This window comes from Chloroflexota bacterium, assembly GCA_026708035.1.
Lineage (GTDB): Bacteria > Chloroflexota > UBA11872 > UBA11872 > UBA11872 > JAJECS01.
In genome coordinates, this window is the sequence record JAPOVQ010000025.1 from 193,358 (window position 1) to 216,753 (window position 23,396).

25 protein-coding genes and 1 riboswitch are annotated in these 23,396 nt (G+C 66.9%); of the genes, 13 read left to right on the forward strand and 12 right to left on the reverse strand.

The genetic code is table 11. The annotated features are described in order from the left end of the window. Positions 1-242 precede the first annotated feature (242 nt). Both OXG33_10995 and OXG33_11000 read left to right on the forward strand, forming a co-directional pair. Positions 243-1,376 carry a phytanoyl-CoA dioxygenase family protein gene (locus OXG33_10995; GenBank protein MCY4114447.1) on the forward strand — a complete coding sequence of 378 codons (1,134 nt, stop codon included), beginning with the start codon at positions 243-245 and terminating at the stop codon, positions 1,374-1,376. A gap of 69 nt (positions 1,377-1,445) precedes the next feature. Continuing rightward, positions 1,446-3,287 carry a gamma-glutamyltransferase family protein gene (locus OXG33_11000; protein ID MCY4114448.1) on the forward strand — a complete coding sequence of 614 codons (1,842 nt, stop codon included), beginning with the start codon at positions 1,446-1,448 and terminating at the stop codon, positions 3,285-3,287. A 166-nt stretch (positions 3,288-3,453) separates the two neighbouring features. Here the strand turns inward: OXG33_11000 and OXG33_11005 are convergent, their stop codons facing one another. Together OXG33_11005 and OXG33_11010 are read right to left on the reverse strand one after the other, a co-directional pair. Continuing rightward, on the reverse strand, positions 3,454-4,242 hold the full coding sequence (locus OXG33_11005) for a M14 family metallocarboxypeptidase (protein ID MCY4114449.1): 789 nt from the start codon (positions 4,240-4,242) through the stop codon (positions 3,454-3,456). Positions 4,243-4,701: 459 nt separating this feature from the next. Next, entirely contained in the window at positions 4,702-5,499 is a 798-nt protein-coding gene (locus tag OXG33_11010; GenBank protein ID MCY4114450.1) for a VOC family protein, read from the reverse strand. A gap of 333 nt (positions 5,500-5,832) precedes the next feature. Here OXG33_11010 and OXG33_11015 point away from each other — a divergent pair, with 333 nt between their 5' ends. Further along, the gene (locus OXG33_11015; protein ID MCY4114451.1) at positions 5,833-6,306 is read left to right on the forward strand and encodes a MarR family transcriptional regulator; all 474 of its coding nucleotides are present in this window, start codon (positions 5,833-5,835) and stop codon (positions 6,304-6,306) included. Next, positions 6,303-6,791: a MarR family transcriptional regulator gene (locus OXG33_11020; protein ID MCY4114452.1), complete on the forward strand. Its 489-nt coding sequence runs from the start codon at positions 6,303-6,305 to the stop codon at positions 6,789-6,791. The genes OXG33_11015 and OXG33_11020 overlap by 4 nt, the downstream gene beginning before the upstream one ends. A gap of 49 nt (positions 6,792-6,840) precedes the next feature. Here OXG33_11020 and OXG33_11025 read toward each other — a convergent pair whose 3' ends face one another. The 5 genes from OXG33_11025 to OXG33_11045 form a co-directional block, all read right to left on the reverse strand. Continuing rightward, entirely contained in the window at positions 6,841-7,245 is a 405-nt protein-coding gene (locus tag OXG33_11025; protein ID MCY4114453.1) for a PIN domain-containing protein, read from the reverse strand. Further along, positions 7,242-7,523, reverse strand: coding sequence for a type II toxin-antitoxin system prevent-host-death family antitoxin (locus tag OXG33_11030; protein ID MCY4114454.1), 282 nt, complete (start codon positions 7,521-7,523; stop codon positions 7,242-7,244). Before OXG33_11030 ends, OXG33_11025 begins: the two co-directional genes overlap by 4 nt. A gap of 138 nt (positions 7,524-7,661) precedes the next feature. Beyond that, entirely contained in the window at positions 7,662-8,096 is a 435-nt protein-coding gene (locus OXG33_11035; protein ID MCY4114455.1) for a hypothetical protein, read from the reverse strand. A gap of 217 nt (positions 8,097-8,313) precedes the next feature. Continuing rightward, positions 8,314-8,820: an NUDIX domain-containing protein gene (locus tag OXG33_11040; protein MCY4114456.1), complete on the reverse strand. Its 507-nt coding sequence runs from the start codon at positions 8,818-8,820 to the stop codon at positions 8,314-8,316. A gap of 77 nt (positions 8,821-8,897) precedes the next feature. Next, positions 8,898-9,128 (reverse strand): hypothetical protein, encoded by a 231-nt coding sequence (locus OXG33_11045; GenBank protein MCY4114457.1) that lies wholly within the window; start codon positions 9,126-9,128, stop codon positions 8,898-8,900. A gap of 130 nt (positions 9,129-9,258) precedes the next feature. Continuing rightward, positions 9,259-9,443: riboswitch (cobalamin riboswitch) on the forward strand. A 91-nt stretch (positions 9,444-9,534) separates the two neighbouring features. On the opposite strand from OXG33_11045, the gene OXG33_11050 reads away from it, so the two are divergent. The 8 genes from OXG33_11050 to cobU all read left to right on the forward strand — a co-directional run bounded on the left by OXG33_11050 (position 9,535) and on the right by cobU (position 16,507). Continuing rightward, positions 9,535-10,614 carry an iron chelate uptake ABC transporter family permease subunit gene (locus tag OXG33_11050; protein MCY4114458.1) on the forward strand — a complete coding sequence of 360 codons (1,080 nt, stop codon included), beginning with the start codon at positions 9,535-9,537 and terminating at the stop codon, positions 10,612-10,614. 136 nt (positions 10,615-10,750) lie between these two features. Then, entirely contained in the window at positions 10,751-11,980 is a 1,230-nt protein-coding gene (locus tag OXG33_11055) for an ABC transporter substrate-binding protein (GenBank protein ID MCY4114459.1), read from the forward strand. 3 nt (positions 11,981-11,983) lie between these two features. Further along, positions 11,984-12,886, forward strand: coding sequence for an ABC transporter ATP-binding protein (locus OXG33_11060; protein MCY4114460.1), 903 nt, complete (start codon positions 11,984-11,986; stop codon positions 12,884-12,886). Beyond that, a complete protein-coding gene (cobO, locus tag OXG33_11065) occupies positions 12,883-13,458 on the forward strand; it encodes a cob(I)yrinic acid a,c-diamide adenosyltransferase (protein MCY4114461.1) in 576 nt (191 codons plus the stop codon). Before OXG33_11060 ends, cobO begins: the two co-directional genes overlap by 4 nt. Before the next feature lie 2 nt (positions 13,459-13,460). After that, a complete protein-coding gene (gene cobT / locus OXG33_11070; protein MCY4114462.1) occupies positions 13,461-14,522 on the forward strand; it encodes a nicotinate-nucleotide--dimethylbenzimidazole phosphoribosyltransferase in 1,062 nt (353 codons plus the stop codon). Positions 14,523-14,526: 4 nt separating this feature from the next. Then, positions 14,527-15,279, forward strand: coding sequence for an adenosylcobinamide-GDP ribazoletransferase (locus OXG33_11075; GenBank protein ID MCY4114463.1), 753 nt, complete (start codon positions 14,527-14,529; stop codon positions 15,277-15,279). Between the two features lie 47 nt (positions 15,280-15,326). Next, positions 15,327-15,962: a histidine phosphatase family protein gene (locus OXG33_11080; protein MCY4114464.1), complete on the forward strand. Its 636-nt coding sequence runs from the start codon at positions 15,327-15,329 to the stop codon at positions 15,960-15,962. After that, positions 15,959-16,507 carry a bifunctional adenosylcobinamide kinase/adenosylcobinamide-phosphate guanylyltransferase gene (cobU, locus tag OXG33_11085; protein MCY4114465.1) on the forward strand — a complete coding sequence of 183 codons (549 nt, stop codon included), beginning with the start codon at positions 15,959-15,961 and terminating at the stop codon, positions 16,505-16,507. Before OXG33_11080 ends, cobU begins: the two co-directional genes overlap by 4 nt. A 184-nt stretch (positions 16,508-16,691) precedes the next feature. Here cobU and OXG33_11090 read toward each other — a convergent pair whose 3' ends face one another. The 5 genes from OXG33_11090 to cbiB all read right to left on the reverse strand — a co-directional run bounded on the left by OXG33_11090 (position 16,692) and on the right by cbiB (position 22,061). After that, the gene (locus OXG33_11090; protein MCY4114466.1) at positions 16,692-17,150 is read right to left on the reverse strand and encodes a hypothetical protein; all 459 of its coding nucleotides are present in this window, start codon (positions 17,148-17,150) and stop codon (positions 16,692-16,694) included. A gap of 425 nt (positions 17,151-17,575) precedes the next feature. Further along, positions 17,576-18,511, reverse strand: a complete 936-nt coding sequence (locus OXG33_11095; protein MCY4114467.1) for a GHMP kinase — start codon at positions 18,509-18,511, stop codon at positions 17,576-17,578. After that, positions 18,508-20,034 carry a cobyric acid synthase gene (locus OXG33_11100; protein MCY4114468.1) on the reverse strand — a complete coding sequence of 509 codons (1,527 nt, stop codon included), beginning with the start codon at positions 20,032-20,034 and terminating at the stop codon, positions 18,508-18,510. The genes OXG33_11095 and OXG33_11100 overlap by 4 nt, the downstream gene beginning before the upstream one ends. Continuing rightward, positions 20,027-21,085, reverse strand: coding sequence for a histidinol-phosphate transaminase (locus OXG33_11105; GenBank protein MCY4114469.1), 1,059 nt, complete (start codon positions 21,083-21,085; stop codon positions 20,027-20,029). Before OXG33_11105 ends, OXG33_11100 begins: the two co-directional genes overlap by 8 nt. Before the next feature lie 19 nt (positions 21,086-21,104). Continuing rightward, the gene (gene cbiB, locus OXG33_11110; GenBank protein MCY4114470.1) at positions 21,105-22,061 is read right to left on the reverse strand and encodes an adenosylcobinamide-phosphate synthase CbiB; all 957 of its coding nucleotides are present in this window, start codon (positions 22,059-22,061) and stop codon (positions 21,105-21,107) included. A 362-nt stretch (positions 22,062-22,423) separates the two neighbouring features. Between cbiB and OXG33_11115 the strand changes: the two genes are divergently transcribed. Continuing rightward, a complete protein-coding gene (locus OXG33_11115) occupies positions 22,424-23,275 on the forward strand; it encodes a class I SAM-dependent methyltransferase (GenBank protein ID MCY4114471.1) in 852 nt (283 codons plus the stop codon). The last annotated feature ends 121 nt before the right edge of the window (positions 23,276-23,396 follow it).

The window sequence follows — 23,396 nt, forward strand, 5'->3', positions numbered from 1 at the left end:
CGGGTCAGGCAAGCAAATCTGATGTGCCACGGACGGGTCAAGTCCAAGGTCGCGGGAGAAACTTCGCTTTCTACGCCGGGCATTCGGAGTGCCCGGTGCCAGCCGGTGCCGCCTTCTCCGCAATTGGCACGCACCCGATCTAAAAATAGGCCGCCGCGCGCTGCAATTGCGCTCCCCAGCCGGGCCCCAATAGGCCATAATCAGGCATCCGCACACTCGTCTCTCAACGAGGCAGGGATCCCATGGCAACGCCATCCAACAGCGTGGCGCAGGTTCCGCGGCTCACCACCGAGCAGATCGCCCAGTTCAAGCGCGACGGCTTCCTGGTCTTGCCGGCAGTGCTCGACTTAGAGCTCTGCCGCCAGACCCGCGAGCAGATGTGGGAGTTGATCGCCGAGCACCGACCCAGCATGAAGCGGGACGACCCCGCGACGTGGCTGCCCTTCTCCGACGAGGAGCGGGAAGGCTACGAGCGTCCCGAGGGCGGCGGCGACCCGTATTTCGGCGGCGGCGGCCACCGGCTCTACATTCGCAACGGCGCCGAAGAGCTGCTGCTCGACCTGGCGCCCCGCGCCATGTTCGACATCGCGGAGCAGTTGCTCGGCGACGGTGAGGTCATTTGGCCGAACGGTCTCGACGAGACCAACACCACCATCGGTCCGGCGCTCTTGACCGAGGACCACATCACCAGCATGGAGGTCCACCTGGGTCCGGAGTCCGACAAGTGGCTCGGCAAGGCCACGCGCAAGACCGAGCAGTTGCGCCTGCCAAAGACCGGTCCCGTCTGGGCCACCGCCCAGGGATCGCGCGGTCTCTATTGCACGCTGCCCAACAGTCCGGGCGGCCGCGTCAACAAGTACCCCTATGCCAAGGTCCAGCCGAGCGCCAGGTACCCCTCGGCTCACGCGGCGGAGGGCATGTACGAAAGCCGGCGGCGGCTCCAGATCGCGGCCTACTTCGACGACCTGCCGCTCGGCGCCGGCGGCCTCCACCTGTGGCCCGGCAGCCATCAGCGGATTTGGGACCGGTGGTCCGCGATGCACCGCGGCGACATCCCGTCCAACGACGACTGGCTGAGCCTGCGGCATTCCGCCGGCAAGTTCGACGGCTACGTCACGCCGCCGATCTCGGAAATCAAGGAGGACACGCCGGTCGTGGACACCCACGGACCCTGCGGCTCGGTGGTCCTCTGGCACGCCAACATGCTGCATATGGCGGGGCAGAACACCAGCAGCGACATCATCCGTCAGGCCACCATATACGCCTACGACAAGACCGAGGAGTCCCTCCCGGACGAGGTGGCGCTGGCCTACCCGGACGGCGACCTGTGGCGCGACTGGTCCGACGAGCTGCGCGCGACCGAAACGGCAAGCTAGACCTATCGACGTGAGGACGCAGGCCACCGCCCGTGGTGGCCTGCGTGCCGCACGGTGGTCCGGCAGCCCATGACGGTCACGACGTTCCTGGGAGACGACAGCCCCGGGCAACGCCCGGCCCATGCCACCCGCCCGGTGGTGATGGGCCGACGCGGCGTCGTCACCTCGGGTCACTATCTGGCCACGGCCGCCGGCTTCCGCATCATGGAGCAGGGCGGCAACGCCATCGACGCCGCCGCGGCCATGTGCTTCTGCCTCAACCTGCTGGAGCCGCAGAGCAACGGGCTGGCCGGCGAGGTGCCGACGCTCATCTACTCGGCGCGCGAGCGCAAGGCCTACGCGCTCAGCGGCATGGGGTGGTCGGCGCAGGCGTTCAGTATCGACTGGTGCCGCGAGCACGGCATCGACCTGATCCCCGGCGACGGCTATCTGCCGGCCTGCGTGCCCGCCGTGGTCGGAACCTGGACCGCGGCCCTGGCCCGATTTGGATCCCTCAGCTTCAGCGAGGTCGCGCAGCCCGCCATCGAGCTGGCCGAGCACGGCTTTCCCGTCTACCAGGGTCTGCACGACAGCCTGGCGGGCAACGAGGACAAGTACACCGAGCTTTACCCCAGCACCGGCGAGGTCTACCTGCCGTCGGGGCGGGCGCCGCAGGTTGGGGCTCTGCTTCGCAATCCCGCCTGGGCCGAGACCCTGCGCGTCCTTTGCCGCGCCGACCAGGCGGCTGCCGGACGCGGACGGGTGGCCGGCATCGAGGCCGCGCGCGACGCCTTCTATAGGGGCAAGATTGCCGAACGCATCATCGACTTCATCACGGCCAATCCGGTCGAAGACGCCAGCGGATCGGCGCACGCGGGCCTGCTGACCTACGAGGACTTCGCCGAGTGGGAGGCCGAGTTCGAGGAGCCCGTCGGCTTCAACTATCACGGTTTCGATGTCTTCAAGTGCTCCAGCTGGACCCAGGGCCCGGTGTTCGTGCAGCAACTGGCGCTGCTGGACGGATTCGATCTGGCGACGCTGGGCCACAACTCGGCGGACTACCTGCACACGGTGATCGAGTGCGCCAAGCTGGCCTTCGCCGACCGCGAGGCCCACTACGGCGACCCACGCTTCGACGACGTGCCATTCGACCGGTTGCTCTCGAAGGCTTATTCCGCCCAGCGACGCGCGCTGATCGGCGAACAGGCGTCCCTGGAGATGCGGCCCGGCGACCTGGGGCAGGGCATTCCGATGTACGCCACCGTTGACGTGGCCGACGACAACCGTCGGGCGCTGCAGCTCGAGGCCCGCGAAGTCCGGGACCTGGGCCTCGGCCACGCGCACCTGGGCGACACCACCCACCTGGACGCCGTTGACGCCGAGGGCAACATGGTCGCGGCAACACCCAGCGGCGGGTGGCTCGGAACCTCGCCCGTCATCCGCGGGCTCGGATTTCCGTTGGGCACGCGCGGCCAGATGTTCTACCTCAATCCGGCCCGTCCCAACGCGCTGGCCCCGCGCAAGCGACCCCGCGCCACGCTCACGCCGTCGCTCGTCATGCGCGACGGCGAGCCCTACATGGTGTTCGGCACGCCCGGCGGCGACGGCCAGGACCAGTGGACGCTGCAGTTCTTCCTCAACCATGTCCACTTCGGCATGAGCCTCCAGGAAGCATTGGACGCGCCCACGGTCCACTCGGTGCACTTCCCGTCGTCGTTCTATCCGCGCGGCGCCTATCCGGGTCGCGTGGTGGCCGAAGGCCGCATCGGCAGCGACGTCGTCGCCGAGTTGGAGCGCCGCGGCCACGAAGTTGAGCTGACTAACGGCTGGGCCAACGGCAAGCCCATGGCGATCCAATTCGGCGGCCCCGGCGACGTCATCGCTGGAGCGGTATCCGCCAAGGGAACCATCGGCTACGCGCTGGGCTGGTAACTGCGCCCGAGGTTTGGCCCGCGCCGTTGAAGGCAGCCGAAATTCGGGTCCCCTCTCCCTTTGGGAGAGGGTTAGGGTGAGGGCATTCGGGGCATTGGCCTGGGCGGATGATCGCGCATTAAGCCTCACGTAGGGGCGGGTCTCAGACCCGCCCGTGCAGCGCGGTCTAGGCTCTCGCCCTCCGCGCGCCGATGAGCAACTCCAAGAGCCGCTCGCGCGCGGCGTGCTGCATCGCCACCCGCGTTGAGAGCTCGATCTGCCCCGGCGTCTCCGTCGTCATGCCGGAGCGCATGCCCAGTGAGTACAGATAGAACGGCAGCGGCCAGTCGCCGTCCTCCATGTACTCCTGGAAGGCTTCCTCTCGCGATCGGTCCTCGCCCACCGAGATCAGACCGGCTTCGACCGGCGTCTCGTCCACCTCCGACTTGCCCGTGACCGGCCCGCGCTCGGCCACGGCCTCCACGATCTCCGGGTGCCACGCGCGATTCTCGAGGAACGCGTAGACGTAGAACCCGTCCTCCTCCGGGTCCTCGTGGGCGTCGATAAAGGCGTCGAACCCGTCGTGCTTGATCATCGCCCGCAGCACGCGCACCTCCGGCACCTCGTCACGGTCGTACGTCCGGTTGATGTCGATGCCGTCCGCGTTCTCGCGGGTCCCCAGCGTGCATCCGGTGGGATTCAGGCACGGAAAGACGCTGAAGGCAATGGCCGGATGATCGGCCCAGTGGCGCTGCTCCAGGAACTCCAGTACCGACAGATACCCGGCAGGTTCGTCGCCGTGGACGCCGCCAAACAGTCCCACGTGCGCCAGCGCCGGACGCTGCGGCGCCACGTCCACGCGCAGCAGGTCGAGGCCAAGCTCGTCCACCGGGTGTCGGGACAGCGTCAGCGGCGGCGCGTCGCATGCCGCAACCACCCGCCCCACGATCTCGTCATAGCTGGCCGGCGGCTGCATCAGTTCCTATCGGACTCCTTCCCCCTGCAAGGGGGAAGGTTGGGATGGGGGTCGGCGGCCTCGCAGCCTACCTGCTGCGCCCGCGCGCCTCTGTTACAAATCCGCCATTTCGGAAGTCTTGGCCCGGTTCGCGGTCGGCCAGTCCCGTTCGCGGTCGGCCTGCCCCGTTCGTGGTGAGCCCGTCGAACCATGAACGGGCCTAGATACCCTCGAGACGCTCCGGTGGCCCGCGCTGCGTGCAGCGTGGGTCCGTCCGTCCCCCTCACCCTAACCCTCTCCCACGGTGGGGAGAGGGACCGGACCAGCCGCCGTTGAGACTCCCAGGCTGCGCGCAGCCTGGGCCACCGGGAACTGACCACTCCGTCATTCCGGCGGAAGCCGGAGTCCAGTCCGTGCTATCTGGAACTGCCCAAGATGGCCCCGCGCACTCTTCGCTTGCCCCGGACCCAAGAACGTCCCTTACGCCGACTCCGGCTGCGTCAGACCGAAACCCGCCCCCTGTGGATCCAATAGGAAGGCGATCCGCCCCACCATCGCGATGTCCATCGGCGGCAGTGCGACTTGGGCGCCCTTGGCGACCGCCTGGCCCACCACGGCGTCGACGTCCGTGACTTGAAAGTAGACGCTCCAGTGCGCCGGGACGCCCTGCTCGCGCAGGTGCTCGGGCATCGCCATGTTGCCGGCCACGCCCACGCCGTCGGACAGGAAGATGGTGTAGTCGCCTCCCTGCTGCATCGTCATCGTCTCGGACTCCATGCCGAGCAATCTCGTATAGAACGCCGTGCCGGCGACGGGATCGTGGGTCAACAGCTCGCACCAGTGGATCGTGTTCGGCTCGGACTTCACGCCCGCGCCAATGTGGTCCTTTGCCTGCCAGAACGCCACGTGCGCGCCGGCGGGATCGCTGATGATGCTCATCCGTCCCGCCTCGAAGACGTCGAACGGCGGCGCGCCCACCGTGCCGCCTAGCTCCGGCACACGGGCTGCGATGGCATCCACGTCGTCAACCGCCAGGTGAATCATCCAGTGCGGTGGAATGCCCGCCTTCCGCTGATCCTCCGGCTGCTCGTACATGCCGCCCACGAACGCGCCGTCCACCATTGCCATCGTGTAGAAGACGTTTCCGGCCTCGTCCATCGGGTTGTCCTGGCAGTCCCATCCGAACAGGCCCGCATAAAACGCCTTGGCCGCCGCCTGATCCGTGGTCGCCAGATCGACCCAACAGGGAGAGCCCTGGGTATGGCTGGTGAATCTCATCGAGGATTTCAGGGCCTTTCAATGGGAGGACGCGGCCGGCCAATTGAACGAGACCGGCCCGCGACCAGGCTGACAAGGTGACACGCGGGAGCGGCTCCGGCGGAGGATAGCCCAGATCCTCATCGGTTCGCTCGACGACCAATCGAGCTTCGCGGACGACCTTGGGTACTCCCGCTCGTCGAGCAAGTAGTTGCCAGATTAGGCCGAATTAATCCCAGATTAGTGGCACGTTCCACTTCTTGTGATCTACTGCCCTCAGACATCGGTATGCTACGATGACCAAGATGCCGCGATGGAATCGTAAGGTTCGATCCCGAATGGTCAATCGTTAACGTGGAAGGCCAGCAAACCGACCCATCGGTGAATGCTCGAGCCGTTCGATTGCAGGATGGCTTGAGGAGATTGACTCTTGCCATTGTGGAAGGACTTCAGCAACAGCTATCTCCCTATCAGATCGACGCCGTTGAATATACGATTCTGGGGATTTGTCTCGCCACTGGACCAACGACGATCAAAGACCTGCAGTCGATGGTTCCGATTGACTATACGCAGATTAGCCGCACGACATCTAGACTCGAGGACAAGGGTCTGATGGCAAAGGCTCACCTCGCGGATGATCGACGCATCGTGAGAGTTGAGGTGACGGAAAAAGGCCGGGAGCTCATGCCTGATCTCATGCAGAGCGCCCTGAAGTTCTACAAAGGTCTTGTTGGCGACATTAGCCAAGCGGAACTCGCGGAATGCACGGCCGTCATGCAGAAGCTGTCGGCGCCAGGAGATTCGGCAGAGTGCGGTAACGCCCAATGAAGGACGAGATGCAAGGCGAGGAGTTGCAGGCGCAGATTGGAAAGCTGCAGGAAAACATCATGAGTGTGGTTCACATGATGTACCGCGGCATCGAGGAAGAACTGGCTGAAGACCGACTTGCCGTCGGCGTATATTCGGTGCTTGCCGCCTGCTTTGTGAACGCGCCAATCACAGTTTCGGATATCCAAAAGCACGTCCCGCTGGATACTGGGCGAATCAGCCGTATCGTGTCCAATCTCGAAGAAAGAAACTTCGTGCGAAAGACACGCCGTCGAGACGACCGACGGATGGTATCGATTGAAATGACCGACGAGGGACGCGGGATCGCGGCTCAACTCATGGGGAAAGTAGATTCATTCTACGTGAAGACCATGAGTCGAATAACTGACGATGAATTGACGTATCTGATTGCGTTCATCGAGCAGATGCTCGCAAACGCCGAGCGGGCTCGTCAGCAGTTGAACGAAGAAGGCGCGCGAGAATAACTGCCTGGCCTTGGGCGCGCCGCGGCATTCCTGAAGCTCGCGGGACTCCCTACCAGATGGTTTCAATCTGAGACGAAGCGGTCAGGATCGCATCCCGGGTCACAACCGGGGCATCCAGAGCCGCCGCCTCCGCGGCGATCAGCCGGTCGTGCATTTCCGGGATCTCGGGATAGCGATCAAGCCTCTCAAGTTGGTCTCGACCCAAATCCGACAACTCGATGCCACCCACTGAGCCCAATGCCGCCAGCAGGTGGGAGGGAGCTAAGGCCTGGCCTAGCTTGACCGACAGGAAGTAAAACTCGGCTACGGCAATAGCCGGAACGACAATGGTGGCGTTGCCCGTCTCGGCCAGGCGGAATACCGCGGTGGCGGCGGCGGAAAGACGTTCAGGCGATTTGAGATACCACCACAGGGCATGAGTGTCGACGACGGCTCGAAACTGCCCGTTCGTCACTGCTCAGATGCCCGAGATGGCGGCGACCGAGGCTCCCAGACCGCCTTGATCTCTCGAAAATCCTCGTAGATTGCGTCCGGAAGGTCGGACAGGGCGCCCCGCAGTGATGCCAGTGACGGTTTCTCACGCGGGAGCTGCGGAACGGAAACCAGCCGGGCGCAGGGTTCCCCGCGGCGGGTGATCACAACCTCGGAGCCGGCGTCGAGCTCTTTGAGGATCTCGCTGATCCTCGCCTTGAATTCCCTGATGCCGTAGGTGGTCACAGAGTTCGCTGCCATGTGGTTTAATCACGAGTGCAATGTGACTACATTGTACCGCTTTGCTACCGGTCTGGAAGCAAACCGACCCCGATATCCGCTATGCGCGAAGCTCGGTAGCCGCGTCGCTAGCTCGATTCGCGAGACAACGGGGTATTCCTACCCGGCCTCACCCTTGGCTTCGGTCAGCAACTGGTGCCCCGTGACGCCCAGCAGCACCGGCAGCGTGACGTCGATGATGATCCACAGCAGCTCCGAGCTGTGCGCCGGATCGGCGAACTGCACGCCGAACCAGTTCCACAGCAGCGCCAGCAGGAACGGCACCGAGAAGTAGAACAGCACGTTCGCTTCCAGGTACTCGCGGGTCACCGTCTGGTCGGACAGGCTGGCGCACACGCTGCGCTTGCGCAGGAACGTCACGACCACCGTGAGCGCCACGGCAATCACCTGCAACGGGTTCATGACGCTCCAGGCGGCGAGCGAGGCGTCCTCCCACGTCGGGTCGTAGAACCGCGTGACGAGGAAGTGGATGGCCACCATGGCCCCCACGCCAAACAGATAGACGGCGATCAGCCGCTTCAGGTTTGCCGCCATGAGTCCCTCCCGGCTCCGTCGGTGCCCGCATACGGCGGCGGACGCACCGCCCCGCGCTTCAGTCCGCTGCGGATTCTTGCACAAGGCGGGACGGCGGCTCACGGGCGAGTGCAGCGAGTCCGACGTTCCCGCGACGCAGACTCTTGCGTTACCGCTCCGTCATTCCCGCGGAGGCGGGAATCCACCTGTCCGTCGCCACCGGACTCAAGGTGCGCGCTCAGACGCCCGCGTCGATCGGCTCGCTCGGCAGGTCACCCGCCACCAGCGGCGGAAGCAATTCCGCGAGGCGGCCGGGCACAAAGATCTCGTCAGACCGCCGCAGCTCGTCGAGGGACCACCAGCGATGCTCGCGGAACTCCTCTCGCTCGTGTCCCTCCATGTGGCGCGCTGTGGTGTGAACGTGGTCCGTCCGAGCCAGGAAGTAGCGCTCGCGCCAGTCGTACCAGCGCCCGTGCCACTGTGCTACGTGCCGCCGATGCCAGACGCAGGGGCCGACGCTGATGTTGCGAATGCCAGTCTCCTCAGCGCACTCGCGCCTGGCGGCCTGTTCGGCGGTCTCGCCCGGTTCGATCAATCCGCCGGGCATGTGCCAGAACGATTCCGGGCCGTGGTCGCGGCCGACACTGATCGTCGCCAGGATCAACAGCACGCGATCCTGGCGATCCAGCAGAACAGCCCGCGCCGTCGGTCGCACGAACGGGTCGTCAGGATCGCCCAGGGGCATGGCGCCGGATACCGGCTCTCAGTCAGCCTGTGCGTTGGCGTGAGGAAGTTCGATCACCGCCGACGCGCCAGCGACAGTCAACGCCGGTCGCGTTCCGCCCGCACCAGCTCAGCCGGAGACTCGGAAAGTTCCAGGCGCTCCCGCCCGGCGATGCGCGCCAACACCTCCTCAACCGGCGGAACCGACAGGGACTGCTCCAGCTCCCGCAGCAGGTAGTCGGAGAGACTGAGCCCGGCGCGGGCAGCGCGTTCCTTGGCCTCACGATGCACGTGGTCCGGGACGTTCCGGATTTGAATCGTCTTTGGCACGTTGCTGAAGGTACTCCATGTCCGCCGAATGCGACGTCCCCGATTCTGGCTGGCCGCTCCGCGGTCCCGCCGTGGTGGCTGCTTGACAGGCCTCGATGCCGCCGGAAATACTCCGCGCCAACTGAATATCGAAACACCGTTCGCTTCAGGTGCCCACCTAGGGAGAATAGGGAAGGCGGTGAGAATCCGCCGCGGTTGCGCCACTGTAAGCGGGATTTTGGGGCCGGCGCCCACTGTCAGAATGCTGATGGGAAGGGCCCGGCAAACCCCCTAAGCCCGTAAGCCAGGAGACCTGCCTGAGCGAGAGGTGACCACTCTCCGCCATAGAGAGGGTCCTCGCGGTCAGGTCGTCGCACCTAGCCTACGGAAGCCCAGGTCTCCAGCGGAGAGCCGCTGGAGGTGAGGCGTGCTCGGGGCCGCGCGACTGACGTCGCTGCGCAACTATCGCCAGGCTGGCATCTCAATTCGCCTTGCCGTCGGCGGTGCCGTTCTCACGGTCATTGCCCTTGCGACGGCCCTGATCTCCCTGAGTCTCGGGCCGGTCAATATCCCGGCCGACCACGTGGCGTCCATCGTGCTGGCACCGATTGGCATCGAGCTGGCTGACTTTGGCCGCACCGAGCAGCTGGTCATCGAGCAAATCCGGCTGCCGCGAATCCTGGTGGGCGCCGTCGTCGGCATGGCGCTGGCGGTGGCCGGCGCCACCATGCAGGGGCTGTTTCGCAACCCGATGGCCGATCCCGGGATCATTGGGGTCTCCGCGGGCGGCGCCCTTGGCGCGGTCATCGCAATCGCCACCGGCGCGACCGGCTTGTTCTTTCTGGCCCTGCCGACGTTCGCCTTCATTGGCGCGCTGGCCGCCACGTTTCTCGTCTACGGCATCGCGGCCGTTGGGGGCCATTTCTCGATGGCCACGCTGCTGCTGGCGGGCATCGCCGTCAACGCCTTTCTGGGTGCGATCGTCTCCACGATCATCATCGTTCTGCCCGACAACGAAGCGCTGCGGGAGATCCTGTTCTGGCTCGCGGGCGGCTTGGATTCGCGCGTTTGGGAGCACGTGCACATCTCGGCCCCGCTGATTCTCGGCGCCACCGCGGTCATTCTGCTGGCGTCTCGCGATCTCAATTTGCTGATGCTGGGCGACGACGAGGCGCGCGCCATGGGCGTTCGCGTGGGCCTCACCCGCGGAACGCTATTGGCCGCCTCGGCGCTGGCCACCGGCGCGGCCGTGGCCGTCAGCGGGACTATCGCCTTCGTGGGCCTCGTGACGCCCCACATCCTGCGGCTGGTGCTGGGCCCCGATCACCGGGTGCTGATTCCGCTCAGCGCCATCGCCGGCGCGGTCTTCGTGATCGTCGCCGACACCGTCGCTCGGACCATTGTCCAGCCGGCCGAGTTTCGGGTCGGCGTGCTCACGGCCTTCGTCGGCGCGCCGTTTTTTGTCCTACTGCTGATTCGCAATAAACGTCAGGCGCAGGCGCTATGAAGCGCGAGCAACGGAAGGGCTGCCGCGTGTCACCCCTCTAGCCACCACTCACCCGTGACCACACCGGCCCTCAATCGGCGTCGCAACAGGGCGACCCAGGCAAGGATTCGTCCCACCGAAAGGACTGCTCGTAGACATGCAACGGCTTCGCACACTCGTCATGATTCCCTTGGTGCTTCTCGCACTTACGCTCGCCCTGGCGGCTTGCGGGCCGGACCCGGAGGGGTCGCCGACGACTGCATCGGCTGCGCCCGCGACCACCCCGACTACGCCTGAAGCGACGCCCGAGCCGATGCCGACCCAGACGGCCGCGCCCACGGCTCAACCGACCGCCGAACCGACCCCAACCCAGACGGCGACGCCTACGGCCCCGGCGACGCCGACGGCAACCGCCGAGCCCACCCCGACCCAGGATGCGATGACGCTGCCGCCGGAGGTCACGCAGGCATTCGCCAACGTCCGTGGCATTGTCGACCCCACCAACTTCAGCTGGCCTCGTGAAGTCGAAGGGCTCAACGGTGTGTTCAGCATCCCGTTCAAGCCGCTGCGCATCATCACGGCTTCGGTCGGGCACGACGAAATGACGCTGGCCCTGGTGCCGCTGGACCGGCTGGTGGCCGTCGGCAGCGCGTCCCAGAACGCCACCTACTCCAACGTCGCCGATCTTCTGCAGGACAAGCCCCAGATTTCCCGTGACCCCGAGACGATCATTGCCGAGGCGCCGGATGTCGTAGTCACCAGCCCGTTCTTCTCGGCCGACGGCGTCGAAGCCCTTTCGAAGGCCGGCGTGCTGGTGATCCAGACCGAGCTGAAGCACGACGCGGAGGCGCGGATCAACAACATCCTCCTGATGGGATACATCTTCGGCGAAGAAGAGCGGGCCGTGGAGTTCGCCACCGAGATTCGCGACCGGTACGAGTCCCTCATTGCCGTGACCGGCGCCGTCGAAACCCGTCCGCGCGTGCTGGCGCTCACCCAATACTCCGACAAGCTGTGGGTGGCCGGGGCGGACTCGACCGAGGGCAGCGTGATCGAGGCGGCCGGAGGACTAAACGCGGCGGCTGACGCTGGAGTCGAGGGCAACCAGACCACCAGCCTCGAGGGCGTGATTGCCATGGCGCCTGAGGTCATCGTGATCGCCCAGCCCAGGGAATTTGGAGCCGAGGAATTCAGGCAGAGCCTCTTCGACAATGAGGCCCTGGCCGAGCTTCCGGCAATCAAGAACGAGGCAGTCCACATCGTCGAGGGCAAGCACTTCACCACGCTTTCGTACTGGAACATCCGCGGCGCCGAGGACCTGGCGCGGCTCCTGTGGCCCGAGGACTTCGGTGACACCGAGAGCCCACCCTTTAGTCTGGCGGAATAGCCCATGGCGCAAGTCGAACCATCCACGGCGCTCCAGGCCGACGATCTCAGCTTCCAGGTCGAGGCCAAGTCGCTCTTGGAGCGCATAAACCTGCGCGCGGATCGCGGGCAGCTGGTCGGCGTCATCGGTCCAAACGGCGCGGGGAAGTCCACGCTTCTCCGCGCCATGGCGGGTGTGCTGAGCCCGCACGAAGGCGTGGTCTGGCTCGAAGGCGAGGACCTGACCTCCCGCCCGGCCAAGGAGGTCGCGTCCAAGCTGGCGCTGGTGCCGCAGCTCGCGCCCTACACCCACGGATTCACGGTGCGCGAGCTGGTGCTCATGGGGCGCTATCCCCATTTAGGGCGCTTTGAGATCGAAGGGCCGGCCGACGATCGCATCGCCCGGGAGGCCATGCGCTTGACTGAGACCGAAGATTTCGAGGCGCGCACGCTGGACACCCTGTCCGGAGGCGAGCGCCAGCGGGTCTTCGTCTCACGCGCGCTAGCGCAACAGCCGCGGGTGCTCCTGCTGGACGAACCGACCGCCAACTTGGACGTGTTGCACAAGCTGCGCGTGCTGGATCTGGTCCGTCGTCTGGTGGATGAGGGGCTGACCGCAGTGGCCGCCATCCACGACCTCAGCATGGCAGCGCGATACTGCGATCGCTTGATCCTGCTCGCGTCCGGCCGGGTGCTTGCCGAAGGAACTCCGGAGGAGGTGCTCGTGCCGGAGATCATCGAATCCGCGTTCGGCGTCGAGTCGGCCGTCTACCGCGATCCTGTCACGGGGTCGTTGGCGATCAGCGTGATCGGTCCATCAGGAAGGAACGGAGCTCCGACCCCAACCGCCGGCGCCAACGGCCAAGGAGTCCGTGAAGGCGTTCCGGCCGACGCCGTCGCACCGAGCGCGAATGCAGGCCGAACATGAGCGGCCGCGATCCGCATACGCCGCCCGCCGAGGTCACCAAGACCCGTCGCAAGCGCCATGGGCTGGTGATCGTCAACACCGGCGAAGGCAAAGGCAAGACCACGGCCGCCCTTGGGGTGATCTTTCGCGCCTGGGGACGGGATTTCAAGATCCGCATGTTCCAGTTCATCAAGCACACCGGCGCCACGTTTGGCGAGCACCGCGCGGCCATGCGGCTCGACATCCCCATCGAGGCGCTGGGCGACGGGTTCACCTGGCTGTCCAAGGACATGGATCGCACCCAGGCTCTGGCGGTGGAGCAATGGGGACGGTGCAAGGAAGCCATCCTGGAGGGCGAGGAAGACATCATCGTGCTCGATGAATTCACCTACGCCATGCACTACGGCTGGATTCCCGTCGCCGACGTCGTGACCGTACTCAAGCAGCGCCCGGCGCGCATGCACGTCATCATCACGGGTCGCTATGCGCCGCAGGAGTTGGTCGACTGCGCCGACCTGGTGACCGAAATGCGGATGATCAAGCATCCCTACCGCGAGCAGGGCATTCGCGCCCAGCAGGGGATCGAGTTCTAGACGTGACGCTCGACGACGTTGTCGGCCGCATTCGTCCGGGCGACTCCCGGGCAATGCAGGCGGCGACACGGCGTCAGCAGCGGCTCACCAAACCCCCGGGCAGCCTGGGGCGCCTGGAGGATCTGTCCGTCCAACTGGCGGGCATCTTCGGAACCGACCGGCCAACCGTGGCGGGTACGACGGTCATCGTGGCGGCCGCCGATCACGGGGTGGTGGCGCAGGGCGTCACCGGCTATCCCCAGGCGGTGACGGCCCAGATGGTGCTGAACTTCCTGGCGGGCGGCGCGGCCATCAACGTCATGGCGCGGTCCCGCGGCGTGGACCTTCTGATCGTCGACGCCGGCGTAGCCACGCCGCTGCCGGCCCATCCCGATCTGCGCGTCGTCGCGTCGGAGCGGGGAACCCGCGACATCTCTCAAGGCCCGGCCATGACGCGTGCTCAAGCGGAAGCCTGCATTCGGGCCGGTGTCAATCTGGCCGAGGCAGCCGCCGAGCAAGGCGCAGCCATCATCGGCACGGGCGACATGGGCATCGGCAACACCACGTCCGCCGGCGCCATCACCGCCGCCGTCACGGGCGCCTCTCCCGCGCGAACGACGGGTCGGGGCACGGGGCGCACCGACCCCGAGCTGGCGCAAAAGGTTGCCTGTGTCGAGCGCGTCCTGGACGTGAATCAACCGGACCCGTCCGACGGAATGGACGTGCTCACCAGGGTCGGCGGCTTCGAAATCGGCGTGCTGGCAGGCGTGGCGCTCGGCGGGGCGCGGGCGCGCCGAGCGGTGGTGCTGGACGGCTTCGTATCCGGCGCCGCGGGCCTCATCGCGCACAGCCTCTGCCCCACCGTCCGCGACTACCTCATTGCAGGCCACGTCTCGGCCGAGCCCGGCCACCCCATCGCCTTGGCGCACCTGAGCCTTCAACCGCTGCTCGATCTCGGCATGCGGCTCGGCGAGGGCACCGGCGCACTGCTGGCGGCGGGATTGGTGGAAGTCGCCGCCGCCTGCCTGAGCGACATGGCGACCTTCGAAGAGGCGGGCGTTTCCGACCGCGAGCCGGCCCACTGACCCAATGAGAAACCTGCGGCTCGCGATCGGCTTCTTGACGGTGTTGCCGTTCGCGCCGAGTCACTCGGGCCCCATGGGGCCGGCGCGCGCGTATTTCCCGCTCGTCGGCCTCGGGCTGGGCGGGATCCTGGCCGGGCTGGACCTCGCGGCCCGGCAGGTGCTGCCGTTGCCGGCGGTGGGCGCGCTGCTGGTGGCGGCCCTGCTGGCCTTGACGCGAGCCATCCACACCGAAGGATTCCTCGATACGTGCGACGGCGTGCTCGGCGGACGCGACCCGGAGGCGCGGTTGGAGATTCTGCGCGACTCCCGCGTTGGTGCGTTCGCCGTGGTTGGCGGCGCGAGCCTGGTGCTGCTCAAATGGACCCTCGTGATGGGAATCCCCGACGCGGAACGCACCAGCCTCCTGGTGCTCTTCCCGTGCCTGTCTCGCTGGGGCATGGTGGCCACCATGGGCGTCTTTCCCTATGTCCGATCCCAGGGCCTTGGCACGGCGTTCCAGGCCGGCGCCAACTGGCGTCAGCTCGCGCTTGCCCTCGCCACGGCCGCGTTGGCCGGCTGGCTGCTGCTGGGCATCGCCGGAATTCTCCTGCTGGGGTGCACTACGGTAGTCGCGCTGGGACTCGGCTGGTGGTTCAAGCGCCTGCTCGGCGGCATGACCGGGGACACCTACGGCGCCACCAACGAGGTGGCCGAAGTGGCGGTCCTGCTGCTCGGCCTGAGCGTGGCGCCGGCCCTGGTCGACGCTCCGTTCTGGTAGATGGCGCCAACAGCAATCGGCGCCCGCGGGCGTCCATAGGAGGGATGATGGGTCACTGGTATCTCGTGCGCCACGGCGAAACGGACTGGAACCTCACCGAGCGGATTCAAGGCCAGGTGGACGTGCCGCTGAACTCCACCGGAATCCGCCAGGTGAGCCACTTGGCGCGGCGGCTGGAAGATGTTCGCATCGACGCCATCTACAGCAGCGACCTTGCGCGCACCCATGAGACCGCCCGGCTCATCGCGGCGGGTCGCGACACCGCAATCGTCACCGACCCCGCTCTGCGCGAGTTTTCGTTCGGCGAGTGGGAAGGCCTCACGTCGGAGGAGATCGAGGCGCTGCAACCGGGCGCAATGGCCGAGCGGATCAGCGCCGGTAATGAGGAATTCTCCGCGCCGGGCGGCGAAAACACCTGGCAGGTGCTGGACCGCGTGCGGCAGTTCTGCGCCCGCGCCGCCGAGCGCCATGATCCGTCGGATGACGTCCTGATCGTCGCCCACGGCGGATCGATTCGCGCCCTCGCGGTCGCCTTGCTGGACCTGGCGGCCACCGAGTTCTGGCGATTTCGAATTCACTGCGCCAGCCTGGCCATCATCCGGAATCACTCCGACGGACGCACGCTCGTTCGGTGGAACGACATCAGCCACCTGCCCGCCGAGGACCGTGATACTCCAATATGAGCAAACGGCTGACCCTGGTGCTGGGCGGCGTCCGCGCCGGCAAGAGTCGCCACGCGCAAACGCTGGCGCAGACCGGACAGCGCGTGCTGGTGGTGGCCACGGCGGAGGCCGGCGGCGAGGAAATGGCCGCCCGCATCGAGGCGCATCGGGCGGAGCGGCCCGCCGACTGGGACACGCTGGAAGAGCCGCTTGACCTCGTGACGGCCCTGGCCCCGCGCCTGCCCGATTACGACACCGTGCTGCTCGACTGCCTGACTCTCTGGGTGAGCAACCTTCTGCTCAAGACCGCCGACGCGGGGCAGGCCGCTCTCGACATCCCCGCCGAGTCCGATCGCCTGCTCCAGCTCTACGAAGACGGCGACGCCTCATGGTTCGTCGTCAGCAACGAGGTGGGCCTCGGCGTCATCCCGGCGAACGAGCTGGCACGCGCCTATGCCGACGCGCTCGGGAGGGTAAACCAGGTATTCGCCGCCGCGGCGGACGACGTGATCGTGATGTACGCCGGGGTGCCGGTGAACGTAAGGGCCTACAGCTCAGGCGAGTGACCCGTGTAAACGGCGCTTAGAACCGAGGGCGGGCGATGGTAGCCTGCGTCCGAAGTGCACGAAACCATGAGGGACATACCCATGGGCTCCGCCACGGTTGTTCGCCGTGTCAGGTCGCAGACCCGAACACGGCCAGAACTTTCTGCGGTCGAGGCGGCTCGCACGCCAGCTTCTCGCTAAGACCTCAATCTCGTCCGACGACCTGGTCCTCGAAATCGGGGCCGGGCGAGGGGCGCTCACCGGACCACTGGCCGAGCGCTGTCGGCACGTCGCGGCCTACGAGATCGATCCGCACGTGTTCCGCGCCCTTGAACGGTCGCTCGGTGATGCCGCGAACGTAACGCTCGTCCACGCGGACTTTCTGCGCAGCGAGCTTCCGCGCGGCCGCTACAAAGTCTGCGCGAGCCTGCCATTCAATATCACGGCTGATGTTGTCGCAAAGCTCACGAGCGGTCTCGATCCGCCGGTGGACGCCTACCTCGTCGTTCAGCAGGAGGCTGCCGAGCGGTTCATCGTGCACCGCCAGCGACGCTTCACACTCGTGGCTTGTCTGCTGTACCCGAGATGGCGTGTCCGAGTGCTTGCGCGCATCCCGGCTGCGGCCTTCAGGCCCCGACCAGCCGTTGATGCCGTACTCCTTCACCTGAGACTTCGGCCCCAACCCTTGATTGCGTCGCGTGGTGACGCCTTGTACCGAGACCTCGTGACACAGGGCTTCGTTGGCGGTCCGAGGCTGCGGGCGTCTCTGCGTTCGCTGTTCACGCGACGGCAACTGCGTCGGGTCTTGCACAACCTGCGGCTCACACTGGATCAATCGCCGTCGGCGGTGCGCCCTGAGCAATGGATCGGCCTGACGCGCTTTGTGGCCCAACACCGTGACGAAGTGAACCTCCGCGGCATTCGCGGAGCGAACGCCAGGCTTCGGAAGCGGCAACGACGGTTGCGCAAGTCGCACCGCACCCGATCATCGCGTCGGCTGACGACGTGATCGTGATGTTCGCCGGGGTGCCCGTGAAAATCTAAGCCCTGAAAGCAGGCGCGAATACGGAGGAATACCCCGCCAGGTACCTAGTTTCGGTGCTTGGCACTGCGGTCGCCGGTCGTTACACCCCCGCCTATCACTCGGCTGTCATGCACTGCGACGAGCCCCGGCAGGCGCGCCCACGCCTGACGCTCGGCCCAGTTGATCCGGTCGGCGTCGGCGGCAAAGAGCAACCCCAGCACGGTGCCGCTGTGCGCCACGTTGACCCCAACCGCCCCGGCGGCTTGCGCCAGGTCGAGCACGGATGCGAGCTGCGGCTTGGGGAGCACCGCCTGGTTCGCCAGGCTGCTCAGCGTCGCGCCTTCGCCAATTGGCTGCGCGTCGCCCTCGGCCAGTCCTGCTGTGATGAGGTCCAGGGCTTCGCGAAACCGCGAGGCGTGGGATCGATGCTCGGCCCGACGGTCCACGGCATTGAACGCTTCGGTATCGACCTCATCGGCAAACTCCAGCGCCAGGACCCGCATCGCGGGCGGTTGTCCCAGCGACCGCGCCATACGGCCGCCGCGATGATCGAAGAGCGCGATGCCGGGCAGCATCACGCCATCGCTCGGCTCCACGGCCAGCGCGAGCTTCGCCTGCTGCCGCGGGTCGATGGACGCGCTCAGCCCCGCCGCCGTCGCGCCGATGGCCGCGGCCACGTCGGCCGTGCTGCTGGCCATGCCCTTGGCTCGCGGCAGCGCAGTCTCGAGATACAGGCGGGCGTCCAGGTCGCGGCGTCCCAGGAATTCCAAGGTCAGCGCCACGGCCCGGCGGGCCTTGGGAGCGTGTGCCGGCCCGTCGACCCTCCCGCTCCCGTCCGACAGCTCAACCGTGGCCGTCGAGCCGAGATCGATCGGGCAGGTCACCATCGCAATCGTGCCGTCCAACTCGCCCTGGGCCAGCTCGCCGCAGGTCCCCGGCGCCCACGCCGTGCCGCGCGCGACGGCGACTTCAGCCGCACCTGCGCGAACCGGCGAAGTCATGGCTCGAGACCCGTCAGGCCGTAGATCAATTTCATGTCGAGGTGTTCGCGCACCAGCGACGCCAGCTTGTCGTACTCGACGTTTGGCTCGATGTCGTCATGGTCGGTCGGCAAGCTGAGCCCGCGCCGCGCGCCGGCGCAGGCCAGAATCGAGCGTCGCACCTCCCGGTTGTGTAACAGGCCGTGCAGATAGGTGCCCAGCGTCAGGCCTTCGGCGTCCATTGCCCCATCCGAGAAGTCGACGCGCTGCCGGGACTGCTCGTCAACCGCGAAGGGACTGAAACACCCAACGGCTGAGGTGACCCCCATGTGGATTTCGTAGGCGACAACCTCCGCACCGCTGCACCCGGCAAGCAGTCCATCGCTCCCGGCGACCCGCGCCCTGACTTGATGCGTCGCCTTGTCTGGACGAAACGTCGTGGTGGCCGGCAGCAGCCCCAGACCCGGCGTCTCGGCGATCCGTGACTCAACCGAGTCCGGGTCTAGGAGCCGCTCGCCGAGCATCTGGTATCCCGCGCAGATTCCAATCACCGGCACCCCGCCGCGCCGCGCGCTCACGATGCGCTCGGCCAGGCCCCGCTCACGCAACCAGCCAAGGTCGGCCACCGTGGTCTTGCTGCCGGGTATCACCACTAAGTCCGGATCGCCGAATTCGGCCGCCCGCGCCACAAATCGCAGCCGCACGCCCGGCTCGTGCCGCAGCGGATCGAAGTCGTCGAAGTTGGCGATATGCGGCAGCCGCATCACGGCAACGTCAACGGCGGTCTCGTCGTCGGTCTCGGAGTCGGCCCCGAGGCCGACCGAATCCTCCTCGGGAATGTGGATGTCGGTGAAGTACGGCACGACGCCCACCACCGGCGCGCCGGTGCGCTCGCGCAGGAACTCCAGGCCCGAGTCGAGCAGGGACGGGTCGCCGCGAAACTTGTTGATCACGTGCCCGCCGACCAGCGCGCGCTCTTCCGGCTCCAACAGCTCCATCGTCCCGACAAGCTGGGCGAAGATCCCGCCGCGATCGATGTCGCCCACCAACAACACCGGCGCCTGGGCGTGGCGCGCGACCCGCATGTTGACGATGTCGTGCTGCTTGAGGTTGATCTCCGCGGGGCTTCCGGCGCCCTCGATCACCACGACGTCAAACTCCGTCCGCAGCCGATCGAGCGCCGCCGTGACCATCGTCCACATCTCGGACTTCAGTTGCTGGTACTCGCGGGCCGAGGCCACGGCCTGCGGCCGGCCCAGCAGCACAACCTGGGAGCGGCGGTCGCCCTCGGGCTTGAGCAGGATGGGGTTCATATCCACGCTCGGCTCGACCAGCGCCGCCGCGGCCTGCACCGCCTGCGACCGGCCAATCTCGCCACCGTCGGGCGTGGCGTAGGAATTCAAGGACATGTTCTGCGCCTTAAACGGCGCGACCTGGAATCCGTCCTGGGCGAAGATGCGACAGAGGGCCGTCGCGAGGACGGACTTTCCGGCGTGCGACGAGGTGCCCTGAACCATCAGCACCTTGGCGCGGCGGCTACCCATGCGCCAGCACCTCCCGCAGCGCCGCGACGAGCCGGACGCATTCCTCGCGCCGCCGCACGGCGATGCGAATGTAGTCGGGCAGGCCGAAGGAGGTGCAGTCTCGCACCAGGATCCGCCGACGCAGCAACGCTTGGCGCACACCGGTGGCATCGCCCACCCGCACCAGCATGAAATTGGCGGCCGAGGGAGCCGCCGGCACGCCCAAGGCGGTCAGTTGCGCCTCGAGGTAGTCCTTGGCTTCGGCGATGACCTCTCGGGCGGCGGCCACGTGCGCCTCGTCCCCGAGCGCGGCAACGCCCACCGCTTGCGCGATGGCGTTCACGCTCCAGGAATGCTGGAGATCGCGGGTGGCCTCAATGACCGGCGGCTGCGCCGCCATGTAGCCCAGCCGCACGCCGGCCAGCGCGTGGTCCTTGGTCATTGATCGCAGCAGCGCCACGTTGCCGCAGCGCAGCAGCGGCAGCGCGTCCCATCCGGCATCGGCCAGCGGCACGTAGGAGGTGTCCAGCACCAGCAGCCCGCCCGAGCCGACGGCCTCACTCAGCCGCTCGGCGGATTCACAGTCCAGGTAGACGCCCGTGGGATTGTTCGGATTGCAGAGAAATACCATCGCCGGACGCGTCGTGGCGATGGTCTCGACCGCCGTGTCCATGGACCAGGTGAATCCATCCGCCGCGGCAGACACCACGAACTTTACGCGCGCGCCGGTGGCATCCGCCGCCGCCTCGTATTCCCCGAATGTCGGTGCAAACACCAGGCAGGTGGACCACGGCGGCATGTGGGCTCGTGCCAGCAGGTGGATGAGCTCCGTCGATCCGTTGCCGACCATGAGCTGATCCGTGTCGACGCCGAGTTGCGCGGCCAGCGCCTCACGCAGGACCAGGCACTCGCGATCGGGGTAGGCCGAAAGATCAGCCTCCGCCGCGGCCTGCCGAACCCGCGGCGACGGTCCCAATGGATTGATGTTGGAGCTGAAGTCCAGCACCTGGTCGCGCGTCAGGTTCTCGGCGCGCAATTCGGCGGTGTCGAATCCGCCGTGCACCGTGGTCATCCTGGGCGGTGGTGTCCGGTCAGCCGGCAATCGCGTGGCGCGCGGCCAGCACGCCGAGCGATACGACGACGGCGAGCACTGCCGTGCGGTTGACGATGCGCACCGCCCGGTCGATGTCGGCCGGTTCCGGCTCCCGCAACTCCTTGCCCAGCACGTAGTGTCCCGGCTTCTCGAGTCGAACGCCCAGCAGCCCCGCCATCACGCTCATCGTCACTCCTGCATTCGGGCTGGCGGTCGCGCCGCCGTCGCACCGCATTGTGCTCCAGGCGCGGCCCAGCGGAAGCCGTGCTAGCCATCCACTCGCCAGCAGCAGCAGCGCGCTCAATCGGGCCGGTATCAGGTTGACGACGTCGTCCAGCCGAGCGGCGGCCTTGCCCAGGTATTCGGTGGGCCCGCGATAGCCCACCATGCTGTCCATGGTGTTCAGCGCTCGATAGGCGATGGCGCCCGGCACGCCGAAGACCGCGAAGGCGATCCAGGGGCCCACGAAGCTGTCGGTGGAGTTCTCGGCCACGGACTCGATCGCCACGGCGGCCACCAGCGGTGGCGTGAGCGCGCTGGCATCGCGGCTGACTAGGCTGCGCAGGCTTTCCCGCGCGAAATCCAGCCGACTTTCGACCAATTCCCGCCGTGTCCGGTGCGCCGCTGCCGTCAATTCCGTCACCGCGAACGCCGTGCGCAGCACAAGGGCTCCGCTGATCAGGTAGGCGATTGGATGTATGGCGGCCAGCGCAGCCAAACCGAACCACGCGGCGGTTCCCGCGCCTCCGACGACCGCGACGACCATGACGCAGCCGTAAGCAAAGGCGGCGACCGGATGCCGCGGAGCAACGCGTCGCAGCGCCTCGGTGACCCTTCCGATCCAAACCACCGGATGCGCCGCATGCGGCGGCTCCGGCAGCAGCAGGTCCAGCAACACGGCAGCCAGAAGGACCGCTGCGTCCCAGATGAGATTGTCCAGCCACGGTGAGAGCATGGTGCTGCGTCACTCTACGCGGAAGCCCCGTAGGCGTTTCGTGCTGCCGGCGGACGCCGTCTGGCGCCACGCCGAACTCAACCGCTGCCGAATACGCGGAGACCCTTGCCTTATCCCTCCCCGTGGAGCCAGGAGCGCAGGTCCGGCCCCCTCTCCCCTGGCGGGAGAGGGTTTGGTGCGGGGGATCCGAGGCTCGGGTGGGCGATGTCTCCCATTCCTGCAAGGAGCTCCGTACGCGGCGTCCGCCCCCGCCGGCGCGATCTCCGCCGCATCTGGTGGTCGTGCCGTTCCTGCCGAGTCGCGCTCGGCACCTCCTACTATCCAGAGGTCGCCGCGACCGAGCCGTCGTGGATCGAAAGCGGATGGCGATCGCCATGCTCGACGAACATCGAAACGCCAACCGGGCCAACTGGGACGCGCGCGTTCCCGCGCACCTGGCCTCGGAGTTCTACGGCGTCGAGGACTTCGTTTCGGGCGCTCGGACGCTCACCCGGGCGGTGGACTTCGATCGCACGCACGTCGGCGACGTGCGGGGGCGCTCGCTGGTCCACCTGCAGTGCCACATCGGCCTCGACACGCTGTCGTGGGCGCGGCTCGGCGCCGGCGTCACCGGCATCGACTTCTCCGAGCGCTCGATCGAAGCAGCGCGCGACATCAGTCGCCGCAGCGGCGTCCCGGGTCGCTTCATCCTGGCCGATGTCCACGACGCGCCCGAGGTCCTCCCCGAGACCTTCGACATGGTCTATGCCAGCGAGGGCGTGCTCTGCTGGCTGCCCTCGGTGGCGGCCTGGGCGCGCGTCGTCCGACGGTTCACGCGTCCCGGCGGGACTTTCTACATCCGCGACGGACATCCCCTCGCGCACGCGCTCGACCAGGAGCGCTCCGACGGGCAACTGGTGGTGACGGAGCCGTACTTCGAATCCGGAGCCATCCGCTACGACGAGCCGGGCACCTACACCGGGGACGGCGTCGACATCGAACACACCACGACGTACGAGTGGAATCACAGCCTGGGTGAGATCGTGAGCGCGATCGCCGACCAGGGATTCCGCATCGAGTCGTTGAAGGAATATCCGTTTGCGGGCTACCAGGGGCTGCGCGAAATGGTCCAGGGCGATGACGGCTGGTGGCGGCTGCCGGACCGCCCCGAGCGGCTGCCGTCGCTCTTCGGACTCAAGGCCACCTTGCCCGCCGACGCCGCGCCGGCGCAGTGACGACTCCGCAGCGACCCTGAGTTTTCTTCAGGATCCAGGGAACGATTCGCCCGCTGGCCGCGTAGTCTCTTCCGGGGGAATCCCGTGATCATGGGCCAAAAAGGCATGCAGGCGCGCCATC